The sequence below is a fragment of the Curtobacterium sp. MCLR17_042 genome, from assembly GCF_003234695.1.
GTDB classification, from domain to species: domain Bacteria; phylum Actinomycetota; class Actinomycetes; order Actinomycetales; family Microbacteriaceae; genus Curtobacterium; species Curtobacterium flaccumfaciens.
Genome location: NZ_QKTD01000017.1, coordinates 57,429 through 79,167, shown reverse-complemented (window position 1 = coordinate 79,167; position 21,739 = coordinate 57,429). Strand labels below are relative to the sequence as shown.

Sequence of the window (21,739 nt, the reverse complement as noted above, 5' to 3'; positions counted from 1 at the left end):
CACGATTCGGGTTCGAGCGGCGGCGCGTACCAACCTCTGCGCGACGGACGTGGGTTCCGCACCGTGCGCCGTGCGCTTGTTCCGCGCCGTCAGTCCGCGTGCATCGCGAGCGGTCGCTCGGTGTCCACCTCGACCGGCTGCCGGCGGATCGCGATCACCGTGACGTCGTCGTCGTGCGGCACCTCGTCGGCGCGGGCCGACAGCGCGAGGACGACCGCGTGCGGGTCGCGGCCGGCGCGGGCGATCGCGGCGACGGAGTCGATCGTGTCGTCCAGGTCGTCGTACAGGTCGAGCACACCGTCGCTGAACGAGACGAGCAGGTCGCCCGGTTCGAGAGTGCCGTCGGTCGTCGCCCACTCCTCGCGGATGCCGAGCCCGAGCGGCATGTCGCCGGAGCGCAGCCGGTCGACGTGTCCGTCGGCCCGCAGGACGAAGCTCAGCCCGTGCCCGGCATCGGCCCACTGGAGGGTGCCGTCGTCGGAGATCCGGGCGTGGAACAGCGTGGTGAAGGCGAGGTCGGGTCCGACACCCTCTGCGGTCAGCCCGTCGGAGGCCCGCTTCAGCGCCTCGCCGGGGTCCTCGACGGTCCGGGCGCTGCGCAGTGTCGCGCGCACCGCGGCCGCGATCAGCCCCGCACCGACGCCCTTGCCCATGACGTCACCGAGGCTCACCGCCACGCCGGTCGGCGTCGGGTACCAGTCGAAGAAGTCGCCACCGACGCTCCGGGCCGGCAGGCAGGCGCCGGCGACGACGACGTCCTCGGTGATGCGGCCGGTCGTCGTCGGGAGCAGGGAGCGCTGCACCGCTGCTGCCCGGTCGATCTCGGCGCGGACCTTGCCCTCGCGCGCCTCGGCGGACCGCAGACTCCGTCGGTCCCGGCGGGAGAGCTCGTGCACGACGACGGCGACGGTGCCGAACACGACGACGAGGATGCCCAGACGGACGAGTTCACTCGCGCCGGGCGCGTCGGACGGGGTCAGGACGTACGGGGCGAGGATCACGACCACGATGCCCGCGATCGCGAAGAACACGGTGCGACGGCCCTCGAGCGAGGCCCACCAGACCACCGGGAGCACCACGATCGCCGTGAACAGCGAGGAGCCGGAGCCCGTTCCGGTGCGCAGCAGCGCGATCGTCAGGAAGTCGACGGTGAGCAGGACCGGCACCACCCAGGCCGCGCGGCGCACCAGCGTGGGGATCGCGCTCATCAGCGTCGCGACCACCACGCCCACCACGCTCGCGACGAACAGGTGGTGCTGGGTGATCGCCAGCGTCGGCATCACGACGCTCAGGAACGCCGACAGCGCCAACAGGCTGCTGATCGGAGCCTGACGGACGAGAGGGTTGTCGACGATGCTGGTTGGGCGAGTCATGCTCAGTGCAGGCTAGTGGTCCGCGCGGCTGAGCGACCGCCCCTGACCCGATCTGGGGACGCGGCCCTGGCCGCTCAGCGCGGCCAGGTGGCGACGACCGCGACCGCGTTGAACAACACGTGCGCCAGGATCGCACCGCCGATGCGGTCGGTCATCGCGACGAGCGTGCCGGTGAGCAGGCCGAGCAAGAACGTGGTCACGAACACCTGGAACCCGCCGAGCGACGTGCCGCCCGCACCGAGCAGCAGGTGGAGCAGCGCGAACAGGAACGCCGTGACCAGCACCGCGAGGAACCGGGTGCGGGGCGTGAGCTCGGCGGCGAGCCGGCGCTGGAACAGCCCGCGGAACACCACTTCTTCGAGCACCGGGCTCACGATGACGATGCCGATCGCGGACACGAGCAGCAGCCCGACGTCCGGCGTGCCGAGGGACGGTGCGGGGACCAGCCCGGTCGACCCGGTGAACGCGAGCGACATGACGACGTCCACTGCGCGGCACACGATCACGATGCCGATCGCGAAGACCACGATCCCCAGGTCGAGCCGGAGCCGCGACACCATCGCCGATCGCGGGGTCCGACGGAGCACCACGGCGGCCGCGACGACGAGCGGCACCCACACGGCTGCGTCCGCGGCGAGCACCTGCAGGACCGGCGAGGGGATGCCCCCAGTCCGGGTGACCTGTCCGACGATCCGGGTCAGGATCACGGCGACGCCGAGTGCGACGAGGATGACGATGAGGTCCCGCTGTCGCCGCACGCTGGGCTCGGTGGTGGTCGTGGCCGGCTCGGAGCGCATGGGGCCACCGTAGAGGACACCGCGCGGCGGATGGCGACTTCCCGCGAGCAGTACTCGTTCCTGTGGCACTATTTGTATGCCGTGCGCTGGGAGTACCCCGGCGTGCCTGTGTCGGGACCACGGGGACGGCCATGATCGGGGAAGGCAAAGGCGTGGAACTCCGCGACTACATCACGGTGCTCCGCAAGGGATGGGTGCTGATCGTCGTACTCGCCCTGGTGGGAGTGGCCGCAGCCGCAGGGTTCTCCCTGCTGAAGAAGCCGGTCTACTCGGCATCGGCGCAGGTCTTCGTCTCCACGGAGACGTCCGGCAGCGCCAGTGACCTGGCGCAGGGCAACACGTTCACCCAGCAGCGGGTGCTGACGTACTCGAACCTGGTGTCGACGCCGATCGTGCTGCTGCCGGTCATCTCGTCGCTCAAGCTCGACATGAACGCGGACCAGCTCGCGACGATGGTGTCGGCGACGGCGCCGACGAGCACGACCCTCATCTCCATCTCGGTGGAGGGCACCGACCCGGTGCAGGCCGCCGACATCGCGAACGCGACCTCGCAGAGCCTGACCAACGTCGTGCAGGACATCGAGGCCACCGACGCGAGCGGCAAGAGCACCGTCAAGCTCACCCGCGTGAAGCAGGCCGACGTGCCGAGCGTCCCCGTCAGCCCGAACGTGCCCGTCAACGTGGCGCTCGGTCTGCTCGTCGGGCTCGCCCTGGGCATCGGCATCGCCGTGCTGCGCCAGACCCTGGACAACCGGATCCGCACCGAACTCGACGTCGAGAAGATCAGCGACAAGCCGGTCGTCGGCGGGATCGCCTTCGACGCGAAGGCCGCCGAACGTCCGCTCATCGTGCAGGTCGACCCGCGCAGCCCCCGTGCCGAGTCGTTCCGCACGCTCCGCACCAACCTGCAGTTCCTCGACATCGGAACCGGTGCCCGCACCTTCGTCATGACGTCGTCGATGCAGTCCGAGGGCAAGAGCACCACCGTCGCGAACCTGGCGATCGCCCTGGACAGCGCCGGGTTCCGCGTCATCCTGATCGACGCCGACCTGCGCCGCCCCCGTGTCGCCGAGTACATGGACGTCGAGAGCAACGCCGGCCTGACCGACGTGCTGATCGGCCGCGCCGACCTGGAGGACGTCGCCCACCCGTGGGGCCGCGGCAAGCTCGTCGTCCTGCCCGCGGGTCAGATCCCGCCGAACCCGTCCGAGCTGCTCGGCTCGCGCGCGATGCAGGACCTGATCGACCTGCTCGAGCAGCAGTTCGACTACGTCCTGTTCGACGCCCCGCCGCTGCTGCCCGTCACCGACGCGGCGATCCTGGCCAAGAAGGCCTCCGGCGCGATCGTCGCGGTCGCCTCGGGACAGACGCTGAAGGGTCAGCTCGCCGCGGCCGTCGCCACCCTCGAGAACGTCGGGGCCCCGGTCTCCGGCTTCGTCCTGACGAAGATGCCGCTGAAGGGCCCGGGCGCCTACGGCCACGGCCGCTACGGCTACGGCTACAGCTACGGCCACGACGAGGACGACAACACCGTGACCACGTCGACGCACCCGCCGAAGCGTTCCGGCAAGAAGCTGGGCGTGCTCCGCCGCGCCGGGCGCTGAACGGGGCCGATCAGATGAAGAATCGCCGGGGGACCCGAAGCCTCGGCCGCGCACTGCCCCGGACCACGTTCATCCTGGTGGCCGTCGTGGTGGTGGCGCTGATCGTCGTCGACGTCGTGCTCGTCGCGCTCGCCCTGGGCCGGACAGCGCCCGAGGAGAACGGACCCGCCGGCCCCATCCCCACCTTCTCGGGAACGCCCGACCGGCGCGAGACACCGCGACCGAGTGCGTCTGCCGACGCAGACGCCGCCTCCATCAAGCAGCAGGGTCGCCGCCTGCTGGCAGCGGTCGACGGCCAGGAGGCGTGGCGCGCGTCCGGTGGGTCGTGCGGCGGCCCGCGGCCGGTGCTGGAACACTCCGTGGACGGTGGGGCGACGTGGGTCCCGGTGGGACTCGGGACGGATGTCGGATCGCTCATGGCGATCCGGGCCTCCAGTGCGGAGCTCTCGGTCCTGGTGAGTGTCGGCGACGACTGCACCACGACGGCGCGGACCAGCACCGACGCCGGCGTGACGTGGGAAGCCGGGGCGCCCGGCGCCGCCGGCGCCGGCATCAGCACCGACGGTGTCGTGCTCGCGAGCGGGACGGAGCAGGCGCCGTGCGGCGACCCGATCGACGCGTTCCAGGGCGAGAAGACCGCGGTCGTCATCTGCGACGGCCAGCTCGAGTGGCGCACCGGCGATGCCGCCTGGGTCGACGTGCCGATGGGAGGCGTCCGTTCGATCGGCGTCGACGGTGGCAACTACACGCTCGCCCGCGTCGGTGCAGCAGCGTGCGACGGCGTGCAGATCGAGACCATGTCCGCGTCGGACGTGACGCCCTCGTCGTCGACCACACCGATCGGCTGTGCCGACGGTGCGGACACCGACAACACCGTCACCATCGACCGTGCCGGCCAGGACGTGTGGCTGTGGGACGGCAAGACCGTCCGGGTCTCGTCGGACGGCGGCGCGACGTGGTGACCGGGTCGTCCTCGTGACGACGGATGCGCTCCGCGCACCGCGCGCCGTCGGCGCCACCGACGAGTGGAGCCGCACGTACTCGCGCCGCGTGCTGTTCACCGACCTGCTGGCGCTGATCTGGGTGGTCTTCGGTGTGCAGATCGCCTGGCTCGGGCTCGAATCGAACCTGGCGACCAACACCGCCGACCTGCGGCTCAGCTACTCCGCGATCTCCATCGTCGTGATCGTCGTGTGGATGAGCGCGCTCGCCCTGTACGACACCCGCGGTGCGCGGGTGATCGGCGTCGGCAGTACCGAGTACCGCCTGGTCGCTGACTCCAGCGTCCGCGTGTTCGGCCTGCTCGCGATCGCGGCGTTCCTGCTGCACGTCGACCTGGCTCGCGGGTACGTGCTCATCGCGTTCCCGATCGGGATCCTCGTCCTCCTGCTGTCGCGGTGGATCTGGCGCCAGTGGCTCGTGGCCCAGCGTCAGCAGGGCGCGTACTCGGCGACCGTGCTGCTCGTCGGGTCTCCGGCCAGTGTGCTGCACATCGGCCGCGAACTCGCGCGTTCCCCCGAAGCCGGCTACCGCGTGGTCGGGGCGGTCGTGTCGACGAACCACCGAGGTCTGCTGGCGGGTTCGACCATCCAGAGCCACGGCGGCTTCGACGACGTCGGCTCCGCGCTGCGCGAGACCGGCGCCGACACCGTCGTGATCACGAGTTCCGACGACCTGCCGCCGGAGCGCGTCCGCGAGCTCAGCTGGTCGCTCGAGCCGGGCAGGCAGCACCTGGTGGTCGCGCCGAGCCTGACCGACATCGGTGGTCCCCGCATCCACACCCGGCCGGTGCAGGGCCTGCCACTCATCCACGTCGAGACGCCGACCTACTCGGGGCGCAAGCTCTACACGAAGCGCGCCTTCGACCTGGTCGGCGCAGCGCTGCTCGTCGTCGTCCTGTCGCCGCTGCTGCTCGTGCTCGCCGTGCTGGTGAAGACGACCTCGACCGGTCCGGTCTTCTTCCGGCAGGAGCGCGTCGGGCTGAACGGCAGCACCTTCCGGATGATCAAGTTCCGATCGATGGTCGTCGACGCCGAGGAACGCCTGCAGGAGCTCAGCGCACTCGACCGGGCCGAGGGCAACGACGTCCTGTTCAAGATGCGGAACGACCCCCGGGTCACCCGGGTCGGCGGGTTCATGCGCCGCTACAGCCTTGACGAGGTGCCGCAGCTGTTCAACGTCCTGGCCGGCAGCATGTCCCTCGTCGGACCCCGACCGCCGCTGGCGCGTGAGGTCGCCCGCTACGACACGCACGTCCACCGCCGCTTCCTGGTGAAGCCCGGCATGACCGGCCTGTGGCAGGTGAGCGGTCGATCCGACCTGTCATGGGAGGATTCGGTGCGGCTCGATCTGTACTACGTGGAGAACTGGTCGATCGTGGCCGACCTCCTGATCCTCTGGAAGACCTTCAAGGCAATCGCCAACAGCCGGGGTGCGTACTAGATGGTTGATCACAACGACGTCCGGCCCGACGGCGGGGACGAAGCCACTCCCCGCGACACCCTGCTGGCTCTTCCCACGGTGCGTGCCGCGGGCGTACCACTGGTCGCGATACCCGGCTCGAAGATCCTCGACGAGCTCAGACTCATCGCCGATCACCTGGACGACGCAGGCGTGCCGGTCCATTTCGTCAACGCCTACACCGTCTCGTTGACCGCTGACGAGCGCTACTTGCGCTTGTTCCAGTCGGACGGGCTGAACATCGCCGATGGGACGCCCCTCGCTTGGATTGCCCGTCGGACGAGTGGCCAGGTGGCACATCTGCGTGGTCCAGATGCGTTCCGTGAGCTGCTTTCGTCGAACCCGTCGCACGGCATCCGGCACTTCCTTCTCGGCGGAAGTGATGCTTCGCTGGCCCGTCTCGAAAGCGCGATCGCGCGGGACTACCCCGACGCAGTGGTGGTGGGGTCGTTCAGCCCGCCGTTCACTGACTTCGGAACGAGCGATCGAGAACTGATCGACTCGTTGATCCGGGAGTCGGGGGCGAACATGCTGTGGGTCGGTATCGGGACTCCCAAGCAGGACTACGAGGTCCAGCGACTCGCCGAGCGGCACCCCGCAGTCGTGTTGGCGGTTGGAGCCGCCTTCAACTTCGTGTCCGGAGACGTGGTCGAAGCTCCGAGACTGTGGCGCCGGACGGGCCTGGAATGGTTGTACCGGCTCTTCCGTGAGCCACGACGCCTCTGGCGACGGTACTTGCTGGGCAACGTGAAGTTCCTGCTCCTCGCCCTTCGGAGACGACGTGGCTGAGGCAAGCGCGGACGTCGTGGTGATCAGCCAGCTTCCTCCACCGGTGCACGGATCGACCATCATGACGCGGACGTTCCTGGAGGTACTTCACCGCTCCGGCCTGCGGGCGGTCCTCGTGGATCGTCGCTTCAGCAAGTCAGTCGACGAGATCGGCGGTACGAGCCTCAAGAAGATCCTCAGCGCTTTCTCGCTTCTGTTGCGACTCGGGAACGCCCTCCGACGCAACCGAGGAGCGGCGGTGGTGTTCTTCACCACCAACCGGCCGCCATCGTTCTGGGTGGATGTGATGATGAGCGCAACGCTCCAGGTGCTGCGCCGTCCCTACATCGCGTACGTGCACACGTCGGGGTACCAGGAACTCGCTGACCGAGGCGCAGGACAACGCCGCGGGGTCGCTCTCCTCCTCGGCGGTGCTGCGTCCGTGGTCGTCCTCGGGGAGTCGATGGTCGCTGACGTACGGCGGTTCAACGACTCGATCCGCACGATCCCCAACGCCGTGCCGGAGCGGCAGCGGAAAGCCACACCTGTGGCCGAAGCATCGTCAATCGTCTTTCTGTCGAACCTCATCCCCGGCAAGGGTGCGGAGGACTTCATGCGCATCGCGAACCGATGCCTGGACAGCACGCCGGGATCGCGCGCGGTCGTGATCGGGCGTGCTTCGTCGGACGAGTACCTCGACGGTCTCCGTGCGCTCCTCGACCCGCACGTTCGCCATCGAGTGGACTTCACGGGTGCTCGGTTCGATGAGGACCGCGACGATGTTCTCTCGACAGCAGCCGTGCTCGTCTTCCCCAGCACCTACCGCTACGAGGCACAACCGTTGACCGTGTTGGAAGCGATGCGGTTGGGTGTTCCGGTCGTCGCCTACGACGTCGGAGGCCTTCGCGATGTCATCGAAGACGGCAAGAACGGATTCCTCGTCGGCTTGGGTGACTGGGATGCGGCGTCCGAACGTTGTCGGGAGATCCTGTCGTCACAGCGTGATCGCGAACGCCTCGCAGCCGGAGCCCTCGCAACCTCGCGTGAGCGCTTCGGACTCGCCCAGTACAGCGCCGCATGGGTCGCGCTCCTCGAGCGAGGTGTGTGACGTGGCGGGCCGACGATTCGCGATCGTGCAGGAGTACGTCCCGGAATACCGTGCGCCACTCTTCGACAGGTTGGCGGCGGCGCTGTCGGCGGAGGGCGATGAGCTCACTGTCTTCGCAGGAGAACCAGCGGGCACTCTCGCACAACGACGAGACGGCATTCGCACCCGCCCGTGGTTGCGGAAGATCCGGCAGCGGGAGCTGAACTTGCTCGGGAAGCGACTGACCATCCGCGCTCTGCCTCGCGACGTCTGGCGAGCAGACCTCATCGTCGTGGAGCAGGCCCGACGGAATCTCGACGTCCCAGTGTTGCTCCTCTGGCCCCGCACCGCGCGGAAGACAGCGCTGTGGGGTCACGGTGCTGACGTCGTGAAGGTGCCGTCCCGCTTCGAACGCCTGTACAGCCGCCTGATCACGCGAAAGGCCGCCTGGTTCTTTGCGTACACGCCTTCCGGTGCCGAGTGGGCAGCCGAGATCGGTAGGGATCCACGGCGTACCACGATCTTGTACAACAGCATCGACGTGGGGCAGCTACAGGAGGACCTTCGATCCGTTCAGACAACGACGTCGGCGCACCTGGTCTGCTTCATCGGCGGGCTCGACGCCAGCAAGAAGATATCCGAGCTGATCGCGATCGGAGAGGCCGCACACCGTGCGGATCCTGCCTTCCGCCTGGCGGTCGGGGGCGACGGACGGCTTCGAGGTGCGGTCCAGTCCGCTGCTGACCGTTTTCCGTGGCTCGACTATCGTGGCCCCGTGTCAGGACGCGCGAAAGCGTCGATGCTCTTCGAAAGCGAGTTGCTCCTGCTTCCAGGTCGAGTCGGCTTGACAGCAATCGACAGCCTCGCAGCAGGCCGGCCGATCGTCACGCTCGCCTCTTCCCTGCACGGACCGGAGTTCGGGTACCTCGAGCCAGGCCGGACCTGCGTCGTGTCTGATGGTGTGGAGGACGCCGCCCGGTCTATCGTGACGCTCCTTCGCGATCGACAGGCACTTGCGACAATGCAAGACAGCTGCCGCCGGGCATCTCAGAAGTACTCCATCGAGAACATGGCGCAGTATTTCCACGGCGGGCTGAAGGAAGCGATCAAGGACGACGATGAGTAAGTTGCACGTGATCGTGGCCAGCCACAACCGCGCTGAGACCACCGGAAACGCGTTGCGGTCGCTCCACGAGGCGGCTTCCGGTGCGGGTGTCGAGTACGACGTGACGTTGTTCGACGACGGTTCGTCAGACGACACCATCGCGCAAGCCACCGCCGCCGTGGATCGACTGACGGTGCTGCAAGGTGACGGCTCGGCTTTCTGGGCGCTGTCCATGGCCACTGCAGAGGCAGCGGTGCTGGCACGGGACGACGTCCGGGACGACGACTGGTTGCTCTGGTTCAACGACGATGTCCAGCTCGAGCGCTCGGGGCTCCGGGCACTGTTCGAAGCAGCATCACGCCTCCCGGATGGCATCCTCATCGGGAGTACCGTCGACGCTGTTTCGGGCGAGCTGACCTACGGAGGTCTCCGGCGCGCGGGTGTCCACCCGCTCTCGTTCGCTCTCGTCGAGCCGTCAGGACTCGTCGAGGAAGCGAAGCGAGTCGACGCGTTCAACGGCAACATCGTGCTCCTACCCGTCCATGTCGCTCGGGCGGTCGGATCGATCGACGGAGGATTCAGTCACGCGTACGCGGATGTCGATTACGGGATGCGGGCGACCTCGGCAGGTGTGCCGATCTGGGTGACCGGGGGCACCGTCGGTTACTGCAGCCGGAACCCGACCGTCTCGCACCGATCCCTCATCACCGCCTGGCGGTCCTTCACCAGTCAGAAAGGGGCGGGCAATCCGCGCTCGCTGCGGCGTTACCTGCGCCGGCACAGTGCACGCTCGTGGTGGTTCTTCTACACAGCGTCCTACGCGCTCTGGTGGATTCGGGCCCTCCGTCGGACAGCGCGCGGCGAAGGAGCAAGCCGATGACGACCTTGCTCTTCCTCGTCGTGGCGATCATCTTCATGGTCCTCGCGATCGGTCTGGTGCGGATGCAGCCGCGCGTCGTCTACTGGGTCGCGTCCTTGTACGCCGTGACGGCATGGGAGTACCCGAACTTCGGAACGATCGGCACTTTCGGAGGTACGACCATCACCCTTGGCGACGGGCTAGCGGTGAGCCTGATCGTCGCGGGACTCCTGGACGCTCGGGCGGTGGTCCGGCGTTTCCCACCTGTTGCTGTCATCGCTGGTGCGGTGCTCGTCGCACTGCTCGCCATCTCGCTCGTTCAGGGGATCGCGACCTTCGGCCTCGGCGTCGCCGTGAACGAAGCACGTGGCTTCTTGTACGTCCTCGGCATCGTGTTCTGGGCGGTGACGCGTCCCTGGCCGCAATCCGAGGTCGTCTACGCGGAGAAGTTCCTCGTCATCGTGCAGGGCGTCGGACTGTGCGTCGTGGGCCTGTACCACGTCGCGCGGTACGGGTTGGGCGGGACCGCCGACTTCGTTCTCGTCAGCGGAGAACTCAGCCAGACTGGCCGGCCTCTGGTCTCGGGGCAAGCCCTGCTCCTCACGCTCTGTGCGGTTCTTGCTCTCCGGCTCTGGCAGCGCAATGCGCAATCGCGCTGGGTCTGGTTGTTCGGCTTGTTCATGGTGTTCGTGATCGTCAGTCAGCAGCGGACTGTCTGGTTGACGGCCCTTGCAGTCGCACTCGTCCTCCTGGTCCGCGGACCTCGTGCTCTTCGCCAGAAGCTCGTGCTGCTCTTCGGTGTGCTCCTCGTCGGGGGCGTCCTGGTGTCGGCAGCCCAGTCGTCGACGAGCAGCATCGTGGCTGAGTTCGCCGGCTCAGCATCGAACACCGGAACGTACTCCGCGCGACTCACGAGCTGGATCGGGCTCATCGTGCAATCGGTGGGCGAGGGCGTGCTGACCGTCCTGTTCGGAGCACCCTTCGGCCACGGGTTCGGCAGGTTCGAGGGTGTCGGCCGATGGGTGGTCTTCGCTCCACACAATTGGTACGTCACGGTGTACCTGCGGGAGGGGCTGATCGGGCTCGGCGCGATGTTGGTCATCTTCCTGCCCCGGTTCTTCGCCGGGTTCAGGGCCAAGCGAGATGTCTTCCTGACTGCCGTTCTCGTGTGCTTCCTCGTCTACGGATGGACGTACTCGTGGCAGTGGTGGACCTGTCTGCCCCTCGCCCTGGCGTTCCTCGACCGAGACTTCCCCGAGGCGATCTCCCCGCAGAAGCCCGCGCTCCATGGCTCCCGGCGGCTTGAGGTGCACAGGTGAAGCCCGGGATTCGGGTCCTGCACGTCCTCGGGGAACTCAAACCGAGTGGCATGGAGCGAATGCTCGTCTCCGGAGCACAGGAGTTCGAAGCGGCGGGTGTCGACGGTCATGTCCTCGGCGTGGGCCTCCATCACCCGTTCGAGAGCGCGATCCGGGACGCTGGCTACTCGGTGACCACCACCGACCGCGCGTTGCACACCGCCGCTGGGCGCGAGGTGCTGCGACGCCTCCTCGCTGACGTCGAACCGGATGTCGTCCACATCCACACCGAGGGCCGGTACTTGCAGACGGTGCTCGCTTTCCGGAGGCTGAACCGGCGACTGCCCGTCGTGAGGACCATCCACAACGTGTTCGACGCGCGCGGTCGGTGGTTTGTCCGTCGTGCCGCGCAGGCGCTCGTCGCTGACCGGTTGGTCAGCGCTCTCATCGCTCCGAGCCCTGACGTGGCGGAGAATGAGACGCGCTTCGGCCGTCGGCCCCAGGTGATCTACAACTGGGTGGAGGACCGGTTCTTCGATCTGGCGAGGCAGCGTGCCGAAGCGGCGGTGGCGCCCTCGGCCCCGATCGTCATCGTCGGGAACTGCTCGAGGATCAAGAACCACGAAGTGGCACTCGAGGCAGCGCTCCTCGGGAACCTCCGCGTTGCCCACGTCGGTTCCGAAGAAGATGCCGGGCCCGTTGAAGGGGAACTCCTCGAACGACTCGAGCGAGCGGGACTCCTCGTCGCTCGCGGGGTAGCGGATCCGGGAGCAGCGCTCGTCGCTGGGCGCGTGTTCGCGATGCCCAGCCGTCACGAGGGCATGCCTGTTGCGCTTGCTGAAGCGTTGGTCGTCGGCCTGCCCGCGATCGTTTCGGACGTTCCGGGGCTCCGGTGGGCCGTGGGGCAGAGTGGTGTCGTCGCACTCGCAGACCGGGAACCGGCGAAGTGGAGCGAACGTCTCCGCGCGGGAGCCGTGGCGAGTAGCGGTCCGACGATCGACTTCCATGCCTCCAGGGGAGTCGCCGAGTACACGGCGGTGTACCGAGCCACCACCACCACCACCAGACGACGAAGAAGGGCTGCCCCGTGATCCGAGGAGTGCTGACAGGCATCCGGCGGCGGCGGTGGTTCCGGGCGCTGCCGACGACCGTGGCGTGCGAGCGCGGCCTGCGCTTCGGCGCACGCGTCCGTCTCTGGGCGCCGACGTCGCTGACCATCGGCTCGGATGTCCATCTCGGGTCCGACGTCCGTATCGAAGTCGACGGCAGCATCGGCGACGCGGTTCTCATCGCCAATCGGGCGGCCATCATCGGTCGACGTGATCACGACATGACTGTCGTGGGGGTCCCCATCACCGCGAGTCCTTGGGTGGGTGACACTCCGGCCCTCAGCGCCGTCACGACGATCGGAAGTGACGTCTGGATCGGGTTCGGAGCGATCATCTTGTCCGGCGTCACGGTCGGGGACAGCTCCGTCATCGCGGCTGGCTCAGTCGTCACGCAGGACGTCGAGGCGAACACGGTCGTCGCCGGCAACCCGGCGAAGGTCCTCAGGCCTCGATTCCGCGAAGGAGAACTGAGCGCGCACTGGGACGCCTTGCGAGGACAGGGTGTCCGGCTCGCCGTTGACGAGGCGGCAGGTGCACCCGATGTCTGAATCGTCTCCACGGATCTTCTACGTGCCGAACGAGTTCGGCGGTTTCCGCCAGCTCGGCTTCCGTGATCCGCTGGAAGCCCTGGTCAGGGCCGGTCGCGTCGCTTCACTCGCGACCTTCAGCGTCCTGGACGCGATCCGGAACGGTGGAGATGCCGAGCGTCACCGGGAGGAGCTCGTGCGACGGGTGTCGGATTTCCGCCCGGACATCCTGCTCATGCAGCACCTCGGACACACCGGACTGCGTCGGCAGCACTTCGCGGCCCTGCGCGCAGCCTGTCCTGGTGATTTCATCTACCACGAGGCTGATCCCTACTCGAGGTACCTCCATCCGATCCCTCCCGAAGCGAAGGCGGCAGGCAGGGCCGCGGACGTCGTATTCACCGTGGGGAGCAGCGGGTTCAGCGAGAACTTCCGGAGGGCGGGGAGCGCCGACGTCCGCTGGATCCCCTCGGCCTACGAACCGACGAGGAGCGCCAACTTCGACCGACCGATCCGGAAGGACCGCCCGTACGACGTCGTCATCGTCGCCAATCGGAATCGTCCTCGGCTCCGAGGTCTGCCGGACTGGCGGGAACGCATTCGATTCGTCGAGTTGATGCAGCAGCACTTCGGAGACCGGCTCGCTGTCTTCGGGAGAGGCTGGGAGGGAACGACGGCCAAGGGGCCCGTGCCCTTCGAAGCGCAAGACGAGGCCATCACCTCAGGCTGGGTCAGCGCCAACTGGGATCACTTCGCGGGCGAAGCGTCCTACTTCTCGAACAGGCTGCCCATCTCGTTGGCTGCAGGGTCGATCCATGCGACGACCGAACACCCCGGATACGGCGAGATCTTCCCCGCGAGCAGCAGCAGATTCCTGTTGCGCGGACGGACGCCGGAGGCCCTCATCGGTTCCATCGAGCAGGTGCTGGCCGAGACCACCACGAACGACCGCCTCGACTCGATCGCCGCGGGTCGTCGCTTCGCTGACGAGAACTTTCGGCAGGACGATCTCATGGTCCAGATGCTGAACTGGCGCACGCGGTGGATCGACCCAGCGGACGCCCGCGCAGTCTGGGACCGGACGACGGGAGGACGGCTGTGAGGATCGGACCGATCAGTACGCTTCCCCTGCGTGCTTCGCTTCGGATCGAGCGGGGCAAGAACGCCAAGGAGCTCCGCAGGAAGAGTGATGGCCGAACTGCGCCCGGGGGCTGGACACCTCCGCGAAACTTGCTCGGACTCCGTGTGCGCATCGATCCGTACCCCGATCTCGGCCATCAGCTGTCGACGTGGATTGCGGGGTACCTCTGGTCCGCCGATCTCGGGGTGCCGTACCTCGGTGGGGAAGTGACGAAGGACACGAAGGGGCTCTTCGACCTGGCGCAGCTGACCGCTGCCGCACCGTCCGGGAACGTGCTCGAGCAGCGCCTCGCCGCGACTGGGTTCGAGACCGACGATTGGTCGCTTCACGCTCTCCAAGAATCGACGAGCCGTGCAGCACCTCGTTCGAGCCGTCCGTGGATCGGGCGCCTGGCCTTGGACCAGCGTCGCTGGGACCAAACGCCGGCTGCAGAACCGCTCCGACGTGCAGTCCTCGGAGGATACCTCGGCGATCAACTCCGGAGCCTCGAGTCGGAGGCGGACTACATCGCTGTCCACGCCCGCCGCGGCGACATCGGTCCTCAGTCGCATCCCGACCGCTGGATCGGTCTCGACTACTACCAAGGCCTGATCAACGAGATCAGGGGCGTGCCAGCACTCAGCAGCATGCCGATCAGGCTCTTCACGTCGGGAGATGCTGCGGACCTGCGCGACCTGGAGCGCGTCGGAGTGTCGATCAGTGACGGAGGGCAGCGCGATCAGGACTTCATCGAGATCGCGGCAGCTCGGGTGGTCGTAGCGGCACCGAGTTCGTTCGGTTTCCTCGCCGCGCTCGTGTCGCGTGCACCTGTCATCGCCCGGACCCCCTGGTGGCACCATGTGCCCGACTCCGGCCGCTGGCTTGCGTACCAGGCTGACGAAGGCCTCGACATCGCTCGTCTCGGCCGTCTGGTCGCCGGTGCCCCTTCGTGACCTCGAACGGGCGACGCCTCATGGCGGGGGCGTCATGGGTCTACGGGCTGCAACTCCTCACCGTCGTCGTGCAACTCGGCTACGCGGCCCTGACGTCGAGGCTCGCTGCTCCGGGCGTCTTCGGTGCGTACAGCGTTGCGCTCTCCATCGCGGCGCTCGTCAACCTCCTGGGGTCCGGTGGACTGTCGCAGACGGCCGCTCGTGCACCTGATGCGGAACGTTCGTCGACACGGCCCCTCGCGACCTACGCCCTGCTCCTCGGAGTGGCGGCTGCCCTCTTCACCTTGGTCACAGCCGATCTCTGGAGCGCATTCTGGGGCGCTCCGCAGGCCGCCGGTGCTGTTCGTCTCCTCGCCGTGAGCGCGCTGGTGATGCCGTTCCTCAGCCTGAGTACGGGCCTTCTGCGCCGCCAAGGCGCTTTTCGTGAGATGGCGATCGCCACCTTCTGTTCCAACGTCGTCGGAATGGTCGCGGGTGCCGGAGCCGTGCTCCTCTTCCGAAGCCCGGAATCACTCGCCGTGTCCGCAATCATCGGACAGTGGGGCACCCTGCTCTGGGCGGCCACCCGGCTCCGCGGCGCTCTGGTTCCGGGGCGGCTCGCCCTCCGATCGGACAACGTTCGGTTCAGCACCAAGCTCGTCGCAGTATCTGTCTTCCAGTACATCTCCGGCAACGCTCCGCGGTGGAGCGTGAGCCAGTTCGTCGGAGCCGGCGTGCTCGGGGCATGGAACCGGGCAGATGTCCTGTCAACGGTCCCGTTCTCGCAGCTGCAGAACGCGCTGATGCAGGTGATCTACCCGGAATTCCGTCGCTACGAGGTCGGCACGTCGGATGCGAAAGCCGTGTGGCTGGACATGCTGACCCTGGTCGCATGGCTCACCCTGCCAATCGGTGCCGTCATCGCTGGAGTAGGACCGGAAGTCGTCCACCTCGCGCTCGGGCCGGGGTGGGAACTCGCAGGCCAAATCCTGCCGCTGCTCGCGGTGCTGGGAGCCGTGCAACCGTTGATGATCCTCCTCGCCGGCGCCCTCGAGTCCGCGGCGCTGTTCAAAGCGATCTGGCTGTCCGAGGCCGTCGCCTTCGTCATCAGTGCTGTCGGCGTCGCGATGGTCGTGGTCCATCAGCAGTACGTCTTCGCCCTCTTAGCACTCATCGCGGCGATGATCGGTCGGCACGTGGTCCACATCATCCAGGCGCAACGCGTCCGAGCGCTCGGCTTCCGGCAACTCGCGCTCGGGTACGCACAGCCAGCGGGATTCGCCCTGGTTCTCTACGGCTCACTCGTGGTGCTGTTCCACGATTTCGGCGTCGGCCCCGTCCGCGTGGCGGTAGGACTCATCGGCCTTGCTGCCCTCGCTGCATGGGTGGGCTTGACGCGTCGATCCTTCCCGCCACTGGAGATCCTCCACCGCCGGGGGATTCTCGGTCGTCGCGGCGAAGGTGCGCCGTGAGGCTCGGAACCTCCACGGGACGCAAAGGAGTTCGGTCTGGCGGTCTTCGCTGACGCTCGTACGGTAGATTCAGCCGATCAGGGGGCCGAGAGGTCGGATGTTCCGGTTGATCCCTCTCGATCACGAAGGGGCGGCTGTGAAACCGATCTTCCTCGTCTACACCTTCCAGGACGCGGAACACCTCCGGGAACTCGTCGAAGCGCTGTCACCGCACGAAGTGATCGTGCACGTTGACGCGAAGGTCGATCTGTCCCCGTTCGCAGTCGCTGTCGAGGACTGTGCCAACGTCCGGATGGTGAGGGACAGGGTGCAGGTCAACTGGGGTGGCTACTCGCAGGTCCGTGCGATCCGAGCCCTCGTTCGGCACGGACTCGAGTTCGCGGACGACGACGACTACCTCGTCCTGCTCTCCGGGTCTGACTACCCACTCCGTACCGTCGACCACTTGATTGCCCACCTGGAGGAGCACCAGGGTCGGCAGTTCCTCCGCGCATTCGAAATCTCGGCGAGTGAAGAGAAGTACCGTAGTCAAGTCGACCGGCATCACCACCGTGACATGCGTCTCTTGTCGACCCGGACCGGTAACAAAGCTCTCCGAAAGCTCCGTAACGGGATCATCCGGCTCATCGACGGCCCCTTCAGCGTGAAGCGACCTCCGGCTCTCCCGCGCGGGCTGCGCGTTGGTCACGGCGGTACGCACTTCGCGGTGACAGCATCGTGTCTCCGCGAGATGGAAGCCCTGGTGACGCCGGAGATCGAGCGCTACTTCGCAGCGATATTCTGCCCGGAGGAGAAGTTCTACCAATCCCTGGTCATGTGCACCCGCTTCGCTTCGGCGACGCCAGCAGGCGGCTTCGAGGACTACGTCGGCCCGGGGAACTGGCGATACGCCAACCTTCACCTGATCGACCCGACTCTCATCCGGGTGTTCACCGAAGAGGATTGGCCGGAAGTGGCGTCCTCCGATGCCTTCTTCATCCGGAAGATCGTGACCGGACCAAGCACTGGTCTTCGCACCAAGATCAAGACCGAGCGGCTGACCGCCGCGCGCTCCAACTAACGACGTGAGGACGGGAACCAGTTGCCCAAGAAGGCCTTGATCACAGGCATCACCGGACAGGACGGCTCGTACCTGGCCGAGTTGCTGCTCCGAAAGGGATACGAGGTGCACGGACTCATCCGTCGTGCGTCCACGTTCAACACCTCGCGGATCGACCACCTGTACGTGGACCCGCACAACCCCGACGCCAAGCTCTTCCTGCACTACGGGGACCTCGGCGACGGTGCGCGGCTCGTCAGTCTCCTCAGCGAGCTGAAGCCCGACGAGGTCTACAACCTCGCGGCGCAGTCGCATGTGCGGGTGTCGTTCGACGAGCCGGAGCACACCGGCGATGTCACGGGTGTGGGCACGATGCGCATGCTCGAGGCGGTCCGGGTGTCCGGGATCCACACGCGCTTCTACCAGGCGTCCTCCTCTGAGATGTTCGGAGCCACCCCGCCGCCGCAGAACGAGGAGACGCCGTTCTGGCCGCGTTCTCCGTACGGCGCCGCGAAGGTCTACAGCTACTGGGTGACCCGGAACTACCGCGAGGCATACGGGATGTTCGCGGTCAACGGCATCCTGTTCAACCACGAGTCGCCGCGTCGGGGTGAGACATTCGTCACCCGGAAGATCACCCGTGCGGTCGCTCGGATCAAGGCCGGCCTCGAGGACCACGTGTACCTCGGCAACCTCGACTCCGTCCGCGACTGGGGGTACGCCGCCGAGTACGTCGAGGGGATGTGGCGGATGCTGCAGGTCGACGAGCCGGACGACTTCGTGCTGGCGACCGGTGGCGACTTCACGGTCAAGGACTTCCTCACCACCGCCTTCTCGCACGCCGGCCTGAACTGGGAAGACCACGTTCGGTTCGACGAGCGATACCTGCGACCGAGCGAGGTCGACGCCCTGGTCGGCGACGCCTCGAAGGCCAAGGAGAAGCTCGGTTGGGAGGCGACCGTCGACACCGCCGAGCTGGCGAGGATCATGGTCGACGCCGACGTCTCGGCGCTCGAGCACGAGGGCCGTCCGTGGATCGACACAGTCCGACTTGAGAGCTGGGGTTCCTGATGGCCGCGACCGACTTCACCCCCGGTCCGATCGACCGAGCTGACCGCGTCTACGTCGCGGGGCACCGCGGCCTGGTGGGTTCCGCGGTCTGGCGCAAGCTCGAGTCGGAGGGCTTCACCGACGTGGTCGGACGGACCTCGTCCGAGCTCGACCTGAAGGACCGCGGCGCGGTCTTCGCCTTCTTCGCCGAGCAGCAGCCGAAGCACGTCGTCCTCGCCGCCGCGAAGGTCGGCGGGATCATGGCGAACAACACCTACCCGCACGACTTCCTGAGCGAGAACCTGCAGATCCAGGTCAACGTGATGGACGCCGCGGTGGAGCACGGTGTCGAACGGCTCGTGTTCCTCGGCTCGTCCTGCATCTACCCGAAGATGGCCGAGCAGCCGATCCACGAGGACGCACTGCTCACGGGCCACCTGGAGCCCACCAACGACGCCTACGCCATCGCCAAGATCGCCGGCATCCTGCAGGTGCAGGCCGTCCGTCGGCAGTTCGGCCGCCCGTGGATCTCGGCGATGCCGACCAACCTCTACGGTCCCGGCGACAACTTCTCGCCGACCGGGTCCCACGTCCTGCCGGCGCTCATCCGCCGGTACGACGAAGCCGCTCGCAGCGGTGCATCAACCGTTGAGAACTGGGGGACCGGGTCGCCCCGTCGTGAGTTCCTGCACGTCGACGACATGGCGGCAGCGGTGTTCCATCTCATGGAGCACTACGACGGTCCTGACCAGGTCAACGTCGGTACCGGGTCGGACGTCACGATCAAGGAGATCGCCGAGACGATCGGCAAGATCGTCGGGTTCGAGGGCGAGACGGTCTGGGACACCACCAAGCCGGACGGGACCCCGCAGAAGCTGCTCGACGTGTCGAAGCTGGCGGGTGCCGGTTGGACGGCACAGATCGGCCTCGAAGACGGGCTTCGCAGCACCATTGACTGGTACCGCGAACACGCGGATTCCGTCCGTCAGTGATGGGTGCTGGACCCACGGAACCGTAGGATCGCCTCATGTCCGACGCGCCCGAGTCGCGACGCACTGCAGTTCACCGGGGGTCCAGGGCCCGGATCGTTCTGTGGGTCGTCCTCGCCCTTGTCCTGCTGCTCATCCTCGCTGTCGCCTGGGTCGGTGTCCGCGGCATGCTCGCAAAGGGGCACCTGGAGCGGGCCGTCGGGGACGTCGACACGCTCCGGTCGCAGCTGACCAGTGGTGATACCGGTGCCGCGCAGAAGACCGCGAGGCACCTCGAGGACGAAGCAGCGTCGGCTCGATCACTGACCGGCGACCCCGTCTGGGGCGCGGCACAGTCCGTACCCTTCTTCGGGACCAACCTGCGGGCCGTGCGCGACATCTCGGTGATCGTCGACGGCGTCGCCAGCGATGCCGTCAGTCCCGTCGCCGGCGTCATCGACGGCCTCGGGTCGGATTCGTTCGCGCCAAAGAACGGCAAGATCGACCTCCAGCCGATCGAGGACGCGCAGCCGGCGGTCGCCCAGGCCACGAAGACACTCCAGCAGGCACGCACCGACGCGGCGCGGATCGACACCAGTGGAACGCTGTCGCCGGTCACCACCGCCGTGGGACAGCTGCGGAACGCGCTGTCGTCAGCGTCCGAGCAGGCGGTCGCTGCGAACCGCATCGTGCAGCTCGCGCCGGCCATGCTCGGTCACGACGGGCAGCGGCGGTATCTGCTGCTCTTCCAGAACAACGCCGAACTGCGAGCCGGGGGAGGTATCCCCGGTGCGGTGGCGGCGCTCGACGCGAAGGACGGTTCGCTCCGTCTGTCGGCCCAGGCCTCGAGCGGGGACTTCGGGCCGTACGACGAACCGGTCCTGCCACTGACGGCTGACACGCGTGGGCTCTACGGGGAGATCACCGGAGAGTACATGCAGGATGTCACCCTCACGCCGCGCTTCGACGTGTCGGCGAAGCTCGCGCGGGAGATGTGGAAGCAGAATTTCGGCCAGCAGGTGGATGGCGTGCTCGCCATGGACCCGGTGACGCTCAGCTTCATCCTCAAGGCGACCGGCCCCGTGCAGTTGCCGACCGGAGACACCCTGACCTCCGACAACGCGGTGCAGCTGCTGCTCAGCGACGTCTACGCCAAGTACCCCGACCCGGCGGTGCAGGACGCCTTCTTCGCGTCCGCCGCCAGCGCGGTGTTCGCCAAGGTCTCTTCCGGCGGGTTCGACGCGAAGGCATTCGTGTCGGCGCTGACAGAGAGCTCGGACGAGGGCCGTCTGCGGCTCTGGAGCGCCGACAAGGCGGAGCAGCGCCGCATCAGCGGGACTCCGGTCGCGGGCGAGCTGCCGACGGCGAACGTCGACTCGAGCCAGTTCGCCGTCTACCTGAACGACGGCACCGGAGCGAAGATGGACTACTACCTCCAGAAGCGCGTCTCCGTTGGCAGTTCGGTGTGCCGGAAGGACGGACGACCGACGTCGGTCGTCGAGATCACCTTGAAGAACGCGGCACCAGCCGATGCCGCGACGACCCTGCCGCGCTACGTCACCGGGGGCGGTGACTTCGGCGTGGAGCCCGGCAAGATCAAGACCTTGCTCGCTGCGTACGCGCCCGAGAACGCGATCTTCCTCGGCGCCACGAAGGACGGCAAGACCACTCCGGTGCAGACAGCGACCGACGGCGGGCATCCGGTGGCCCAGTTGCAGACCCTGCTCGCCCCCGGCGAGAGCCTGACCTACCGCGTCGCGTTCCTCGGCGAGGCGAAGTACGCGAAGGCGGCGGTGCAGGCGGACTCGACTCCTGGCGTCCGGCAGACCGAGACGAAGCCCCTCACGTTCGACTGCGAGCGGCCGCTCACCGCGGGCTGACAACGGAACCTCCGCAAAGCGAACCGCGAGTGTGCCCCCACTCCGAGGGGCAACGCACCAACCTGTCCGGGCGCAAAGGTCGCTGATCGGACGTTCAGCGTGCTCTAGTTTGCGCCGTTGAGGCCTCTCACCTGGGGTTTCTGTTGTGTGAAGCCTCGATGGACCGACGGTAGGGCCGTGTGACGGGTACTTGGCGCGGATGAACACACGTCGACCAATGAACAAAATCCACGCGATCTGGTACCAAGCTGGGAAAGTCCGCTAGATTGAGACAACTTCGCCATAACAACC

Annotated in this window: 19 protein-coding genes; 17 read left to right on the top strand and 2 right to left on the bottom strand. The window is 67.3% G+C overall.

Features of this window, described 5'->3' with window-relative positions; genetic code table 11:
* Positions 1-89: 89 nt before the first annotated feature.
* Positions 90-1,373, bottom strand: coding sequence for a PP2C family protein-serine/threonine phosphatase (locus DEJ02_RS15580; protein ID WP_111033699.1), 1,284 nt, complete (start codon positions 1,371-1,373; stop codon positions 90-92).
* Between the two features lie 74 nt (positions 1,374-1,447).
* Positions 1,448-2,170, bottom strand: coding sequence for a type II CAAX prenyl endopeptidase Rce1 family protein (locus tag DEJ02_RS15575; RefSeq protein WP_111033698.1), 723 nt, complete (start codon positions 2,168-2,170; stop codon positions 1,448-1,450).
* 152 nt (positions 2,171-2,322) lie between these two features.
* Between DEJ02_RS15575 and DEJ02_RS15570 the strand changes: the two genes are divergently transcribed.
* The 17 genes from DEJ02_RS15570 (at position 2,323) to DEJ02_RS15490 (ending at position 21,448) form a co-directional block, all read left to right on the top strand.
* Positions 2,323-3,774, top strand: coding sequence for a polysaccharide biosynthesis tyrosine autokinase (locus DEJ02_RS15570; protein WP_110864273.1), 1,452 nt, complete (start codon positions 2,323-2,325; stop codon positions 3,772-3,774).
* A 14-nt stretch (positions 3,775-3,788) separates the two neighbouring features.
* Positions 3,789-4,736, top strand: coding sequence for a hypothetical protein (locus DEJ02_RS15565; protein ID WP_111033697.1), 948 nt, complete (start codon positions 3,789-3,791; stop codon positions 4,734-4,736).
* Between the two features lie 13 nt (positions 4,737-4,749).
* A complete protein-coding gene (locus tag DEJ02_RS15560) occupies positions 4,750-6,216 on the top strand; it encodes a sugar transferase (protein WP_258378756.1) in 1,467 nt (488 codons plus the stop codon).
* Positions 6,217-7,023, top strand: a complete 807-nt coding sequence (locus DEJ02_RS15555; protein WP_111033695.1) for a WecB/TagA/CpsF family glycosyltransferase — start codon at positions 6,217-6,219, stop codon at positions 7,021-7,023.
* Positions 7,016-8,110: a glycosyltransferase family 4 protein gene (locus DEJ02_RS15550; RefSeq protein WP_111033694.1), complete on the top strand. Its 1,095-nt coding sequence runs from the start codon at positions 7,016-7,018 to the stop codon at positions 8,108-8,110. Before DEJ02_RS15555 ends, DEJ02_RS15550 begins: the two co-directional genes overlap by 8 nt.
* Before the next feature lie 25 nt (positions 8,111-8,135).
* Positions 8,136-9,215 (top strand): glycosyltransferase family 4 protein, encoded by a 1,080-nt coding sequence (locus DEJ02_RS15545; protein WP_181440393.1) that lies wholly within the window; start codon positions 8,136-8,138, stop codon positions 9,213-9,215.
* Entirely contained in the window at positions 9,208-10,074 is an 867-nt protein-coding gene (locus DEJ02_RS15540) for a glycosyltransferase family 2 protein (RefSeq protein WP_111029779.1), read from the top strand. The genes DEJ02_RS15545 and DEJ02_RS15540 overlap by 8 nt, the downstream gene beginning before the upstream one ends.
* Positions 10,071-11,372 carry a hypothetical protein gene (locus DEJ02_RS15535; RefSeq protein ID WP_111033692.1) on the top strand — a complete coding sequence of 434 codons (1,302 nt, stop codon included), beginning with the start codon at positions 10,071-10,073 and terminating at the stop codon, positions 11,370-11,372. Before DEJ02_RS15540 ends, DEJ02_RS15535 begins: the two co-directional genes overlap by 4 nt.
* The gene (locus DEJ02_RS15530; protein WP_111033691.1) at positions 11,369-12,442 is read left to right on the top strand and encodes a glycosyltransferase; all 1,074 of its coding nucleotides are present in this window, start codon (positions 11,369-11,371) and stop codon (positions 12,440-12,442) included. The genes DEJ02_RS15535 and DEJ02_RS15530 overlap by 4 nt, the downstream gene beginning before the upstream one ends.
* Positions 12,439-13,008: a DapH/DapD/GlmU-related protein gene (locus DEJ02_RS18760; RefSeq protein ID WP_282818471.1), complete on the top strand. Its 570-nt coding sequence runs from the start codon at positions 12,439-12,441 to the stop codon at positions 13,006-13,008. The genes DEJ02_RS15530 and DEJ02_RS18760 overlap by 4 nt, the downstream gene beginning before the upstream one ends.
* Before the next feature lie 22 nt (positions 13,009-13,030).
* The gene (locus DEJ02_RS15520) at positions 13,031-14,089 is read left to right on the top strand and encodes a glycosyltransferase (RefSeq protein WP_111033690.1); all 1,059 of its coding nucleotides are present in this window, start codon (positions 13,031-13,033) and stop codon (positions 14,087-14,089) included.
* 143 nt (positions 14,090-14,232) lie between these two features.
* The gene (locus DEJ02_RS15515) at positions 14,233-15,060 is read left to right on the top strand and encodes a hypothetical protein (RefSeq protein ID WP_111029783.1); all 828 of its coding nucleotides are present in this window, start codon (positions 14,233-14,235) and stop codon (positions 15,058-15,060) included.
* Positions 15,057-16,511: an oligosaccharide flippase family protein gene (locus DEJ02_RS15510; RefSeq protein WP_146249306.1), complete on the top strand. Its 1,455-nt coding sequence runs from the start codon at positions 15,057-15,059 to the stop codon at positions 16,509-16,511. Before DEJ02_RS15515 ends, DEJ02_RS15510 begins: the two co-directional genes overlap by 4 nt.
* Positions 16,512-16,647: 136 nt before the next feature.
* On the top strand, positions 16,648-17,571 hold the full coding sequence (locus DEJ02_RS15505; RefSeq protein ID WP_181440392.1) for a beta-1,6-N-acetylglucosaminyltransferase: 924 nt from the start codon (positions 16,648-16,650) through the stop codon (positions 17,569-17,571).
* 21 nt (positions 17,572-17,592) lie between these two features.
* A complete protein-coding gene (gene gmd, locus DEJ02_RS15500) occupies positions 17,593-18,621 on the top strand; it encodes a GDP-mannose 4,6-dehydratase (protein WP_111033687.1) in 1,029 nt (342 codons plus the stop codon).
* Positions 18,621-19,592, top strand: a complete 972-nt coding sequence (locus DEJ02_RS15495) for a GDP-L-fucose synthase (RefSeq protein ID WP_111033686.1) — start codon at positions 18,621-18,623, stop codon at positions 19,590-19,592. The genes gmd and DEJ02_RS15495 overlap by 1 nt, the downstream gene beginning before the upstream one ends.
* Before the next feature lie 35 nt (positions 19,593-19,627).
* Positions 19,628-21,448, top strand: coding sequence for a DUF4012 domain-containing protein (locus DEJ02_RS15490; RefSeq protein WP_111033685.1), 1,821 nt, complete (start codon positions 19,628-19,630; stop codon positions 21,446-21,448).
* Positions 21,449-21,739 lie beyond the last annotated feature (291 nt).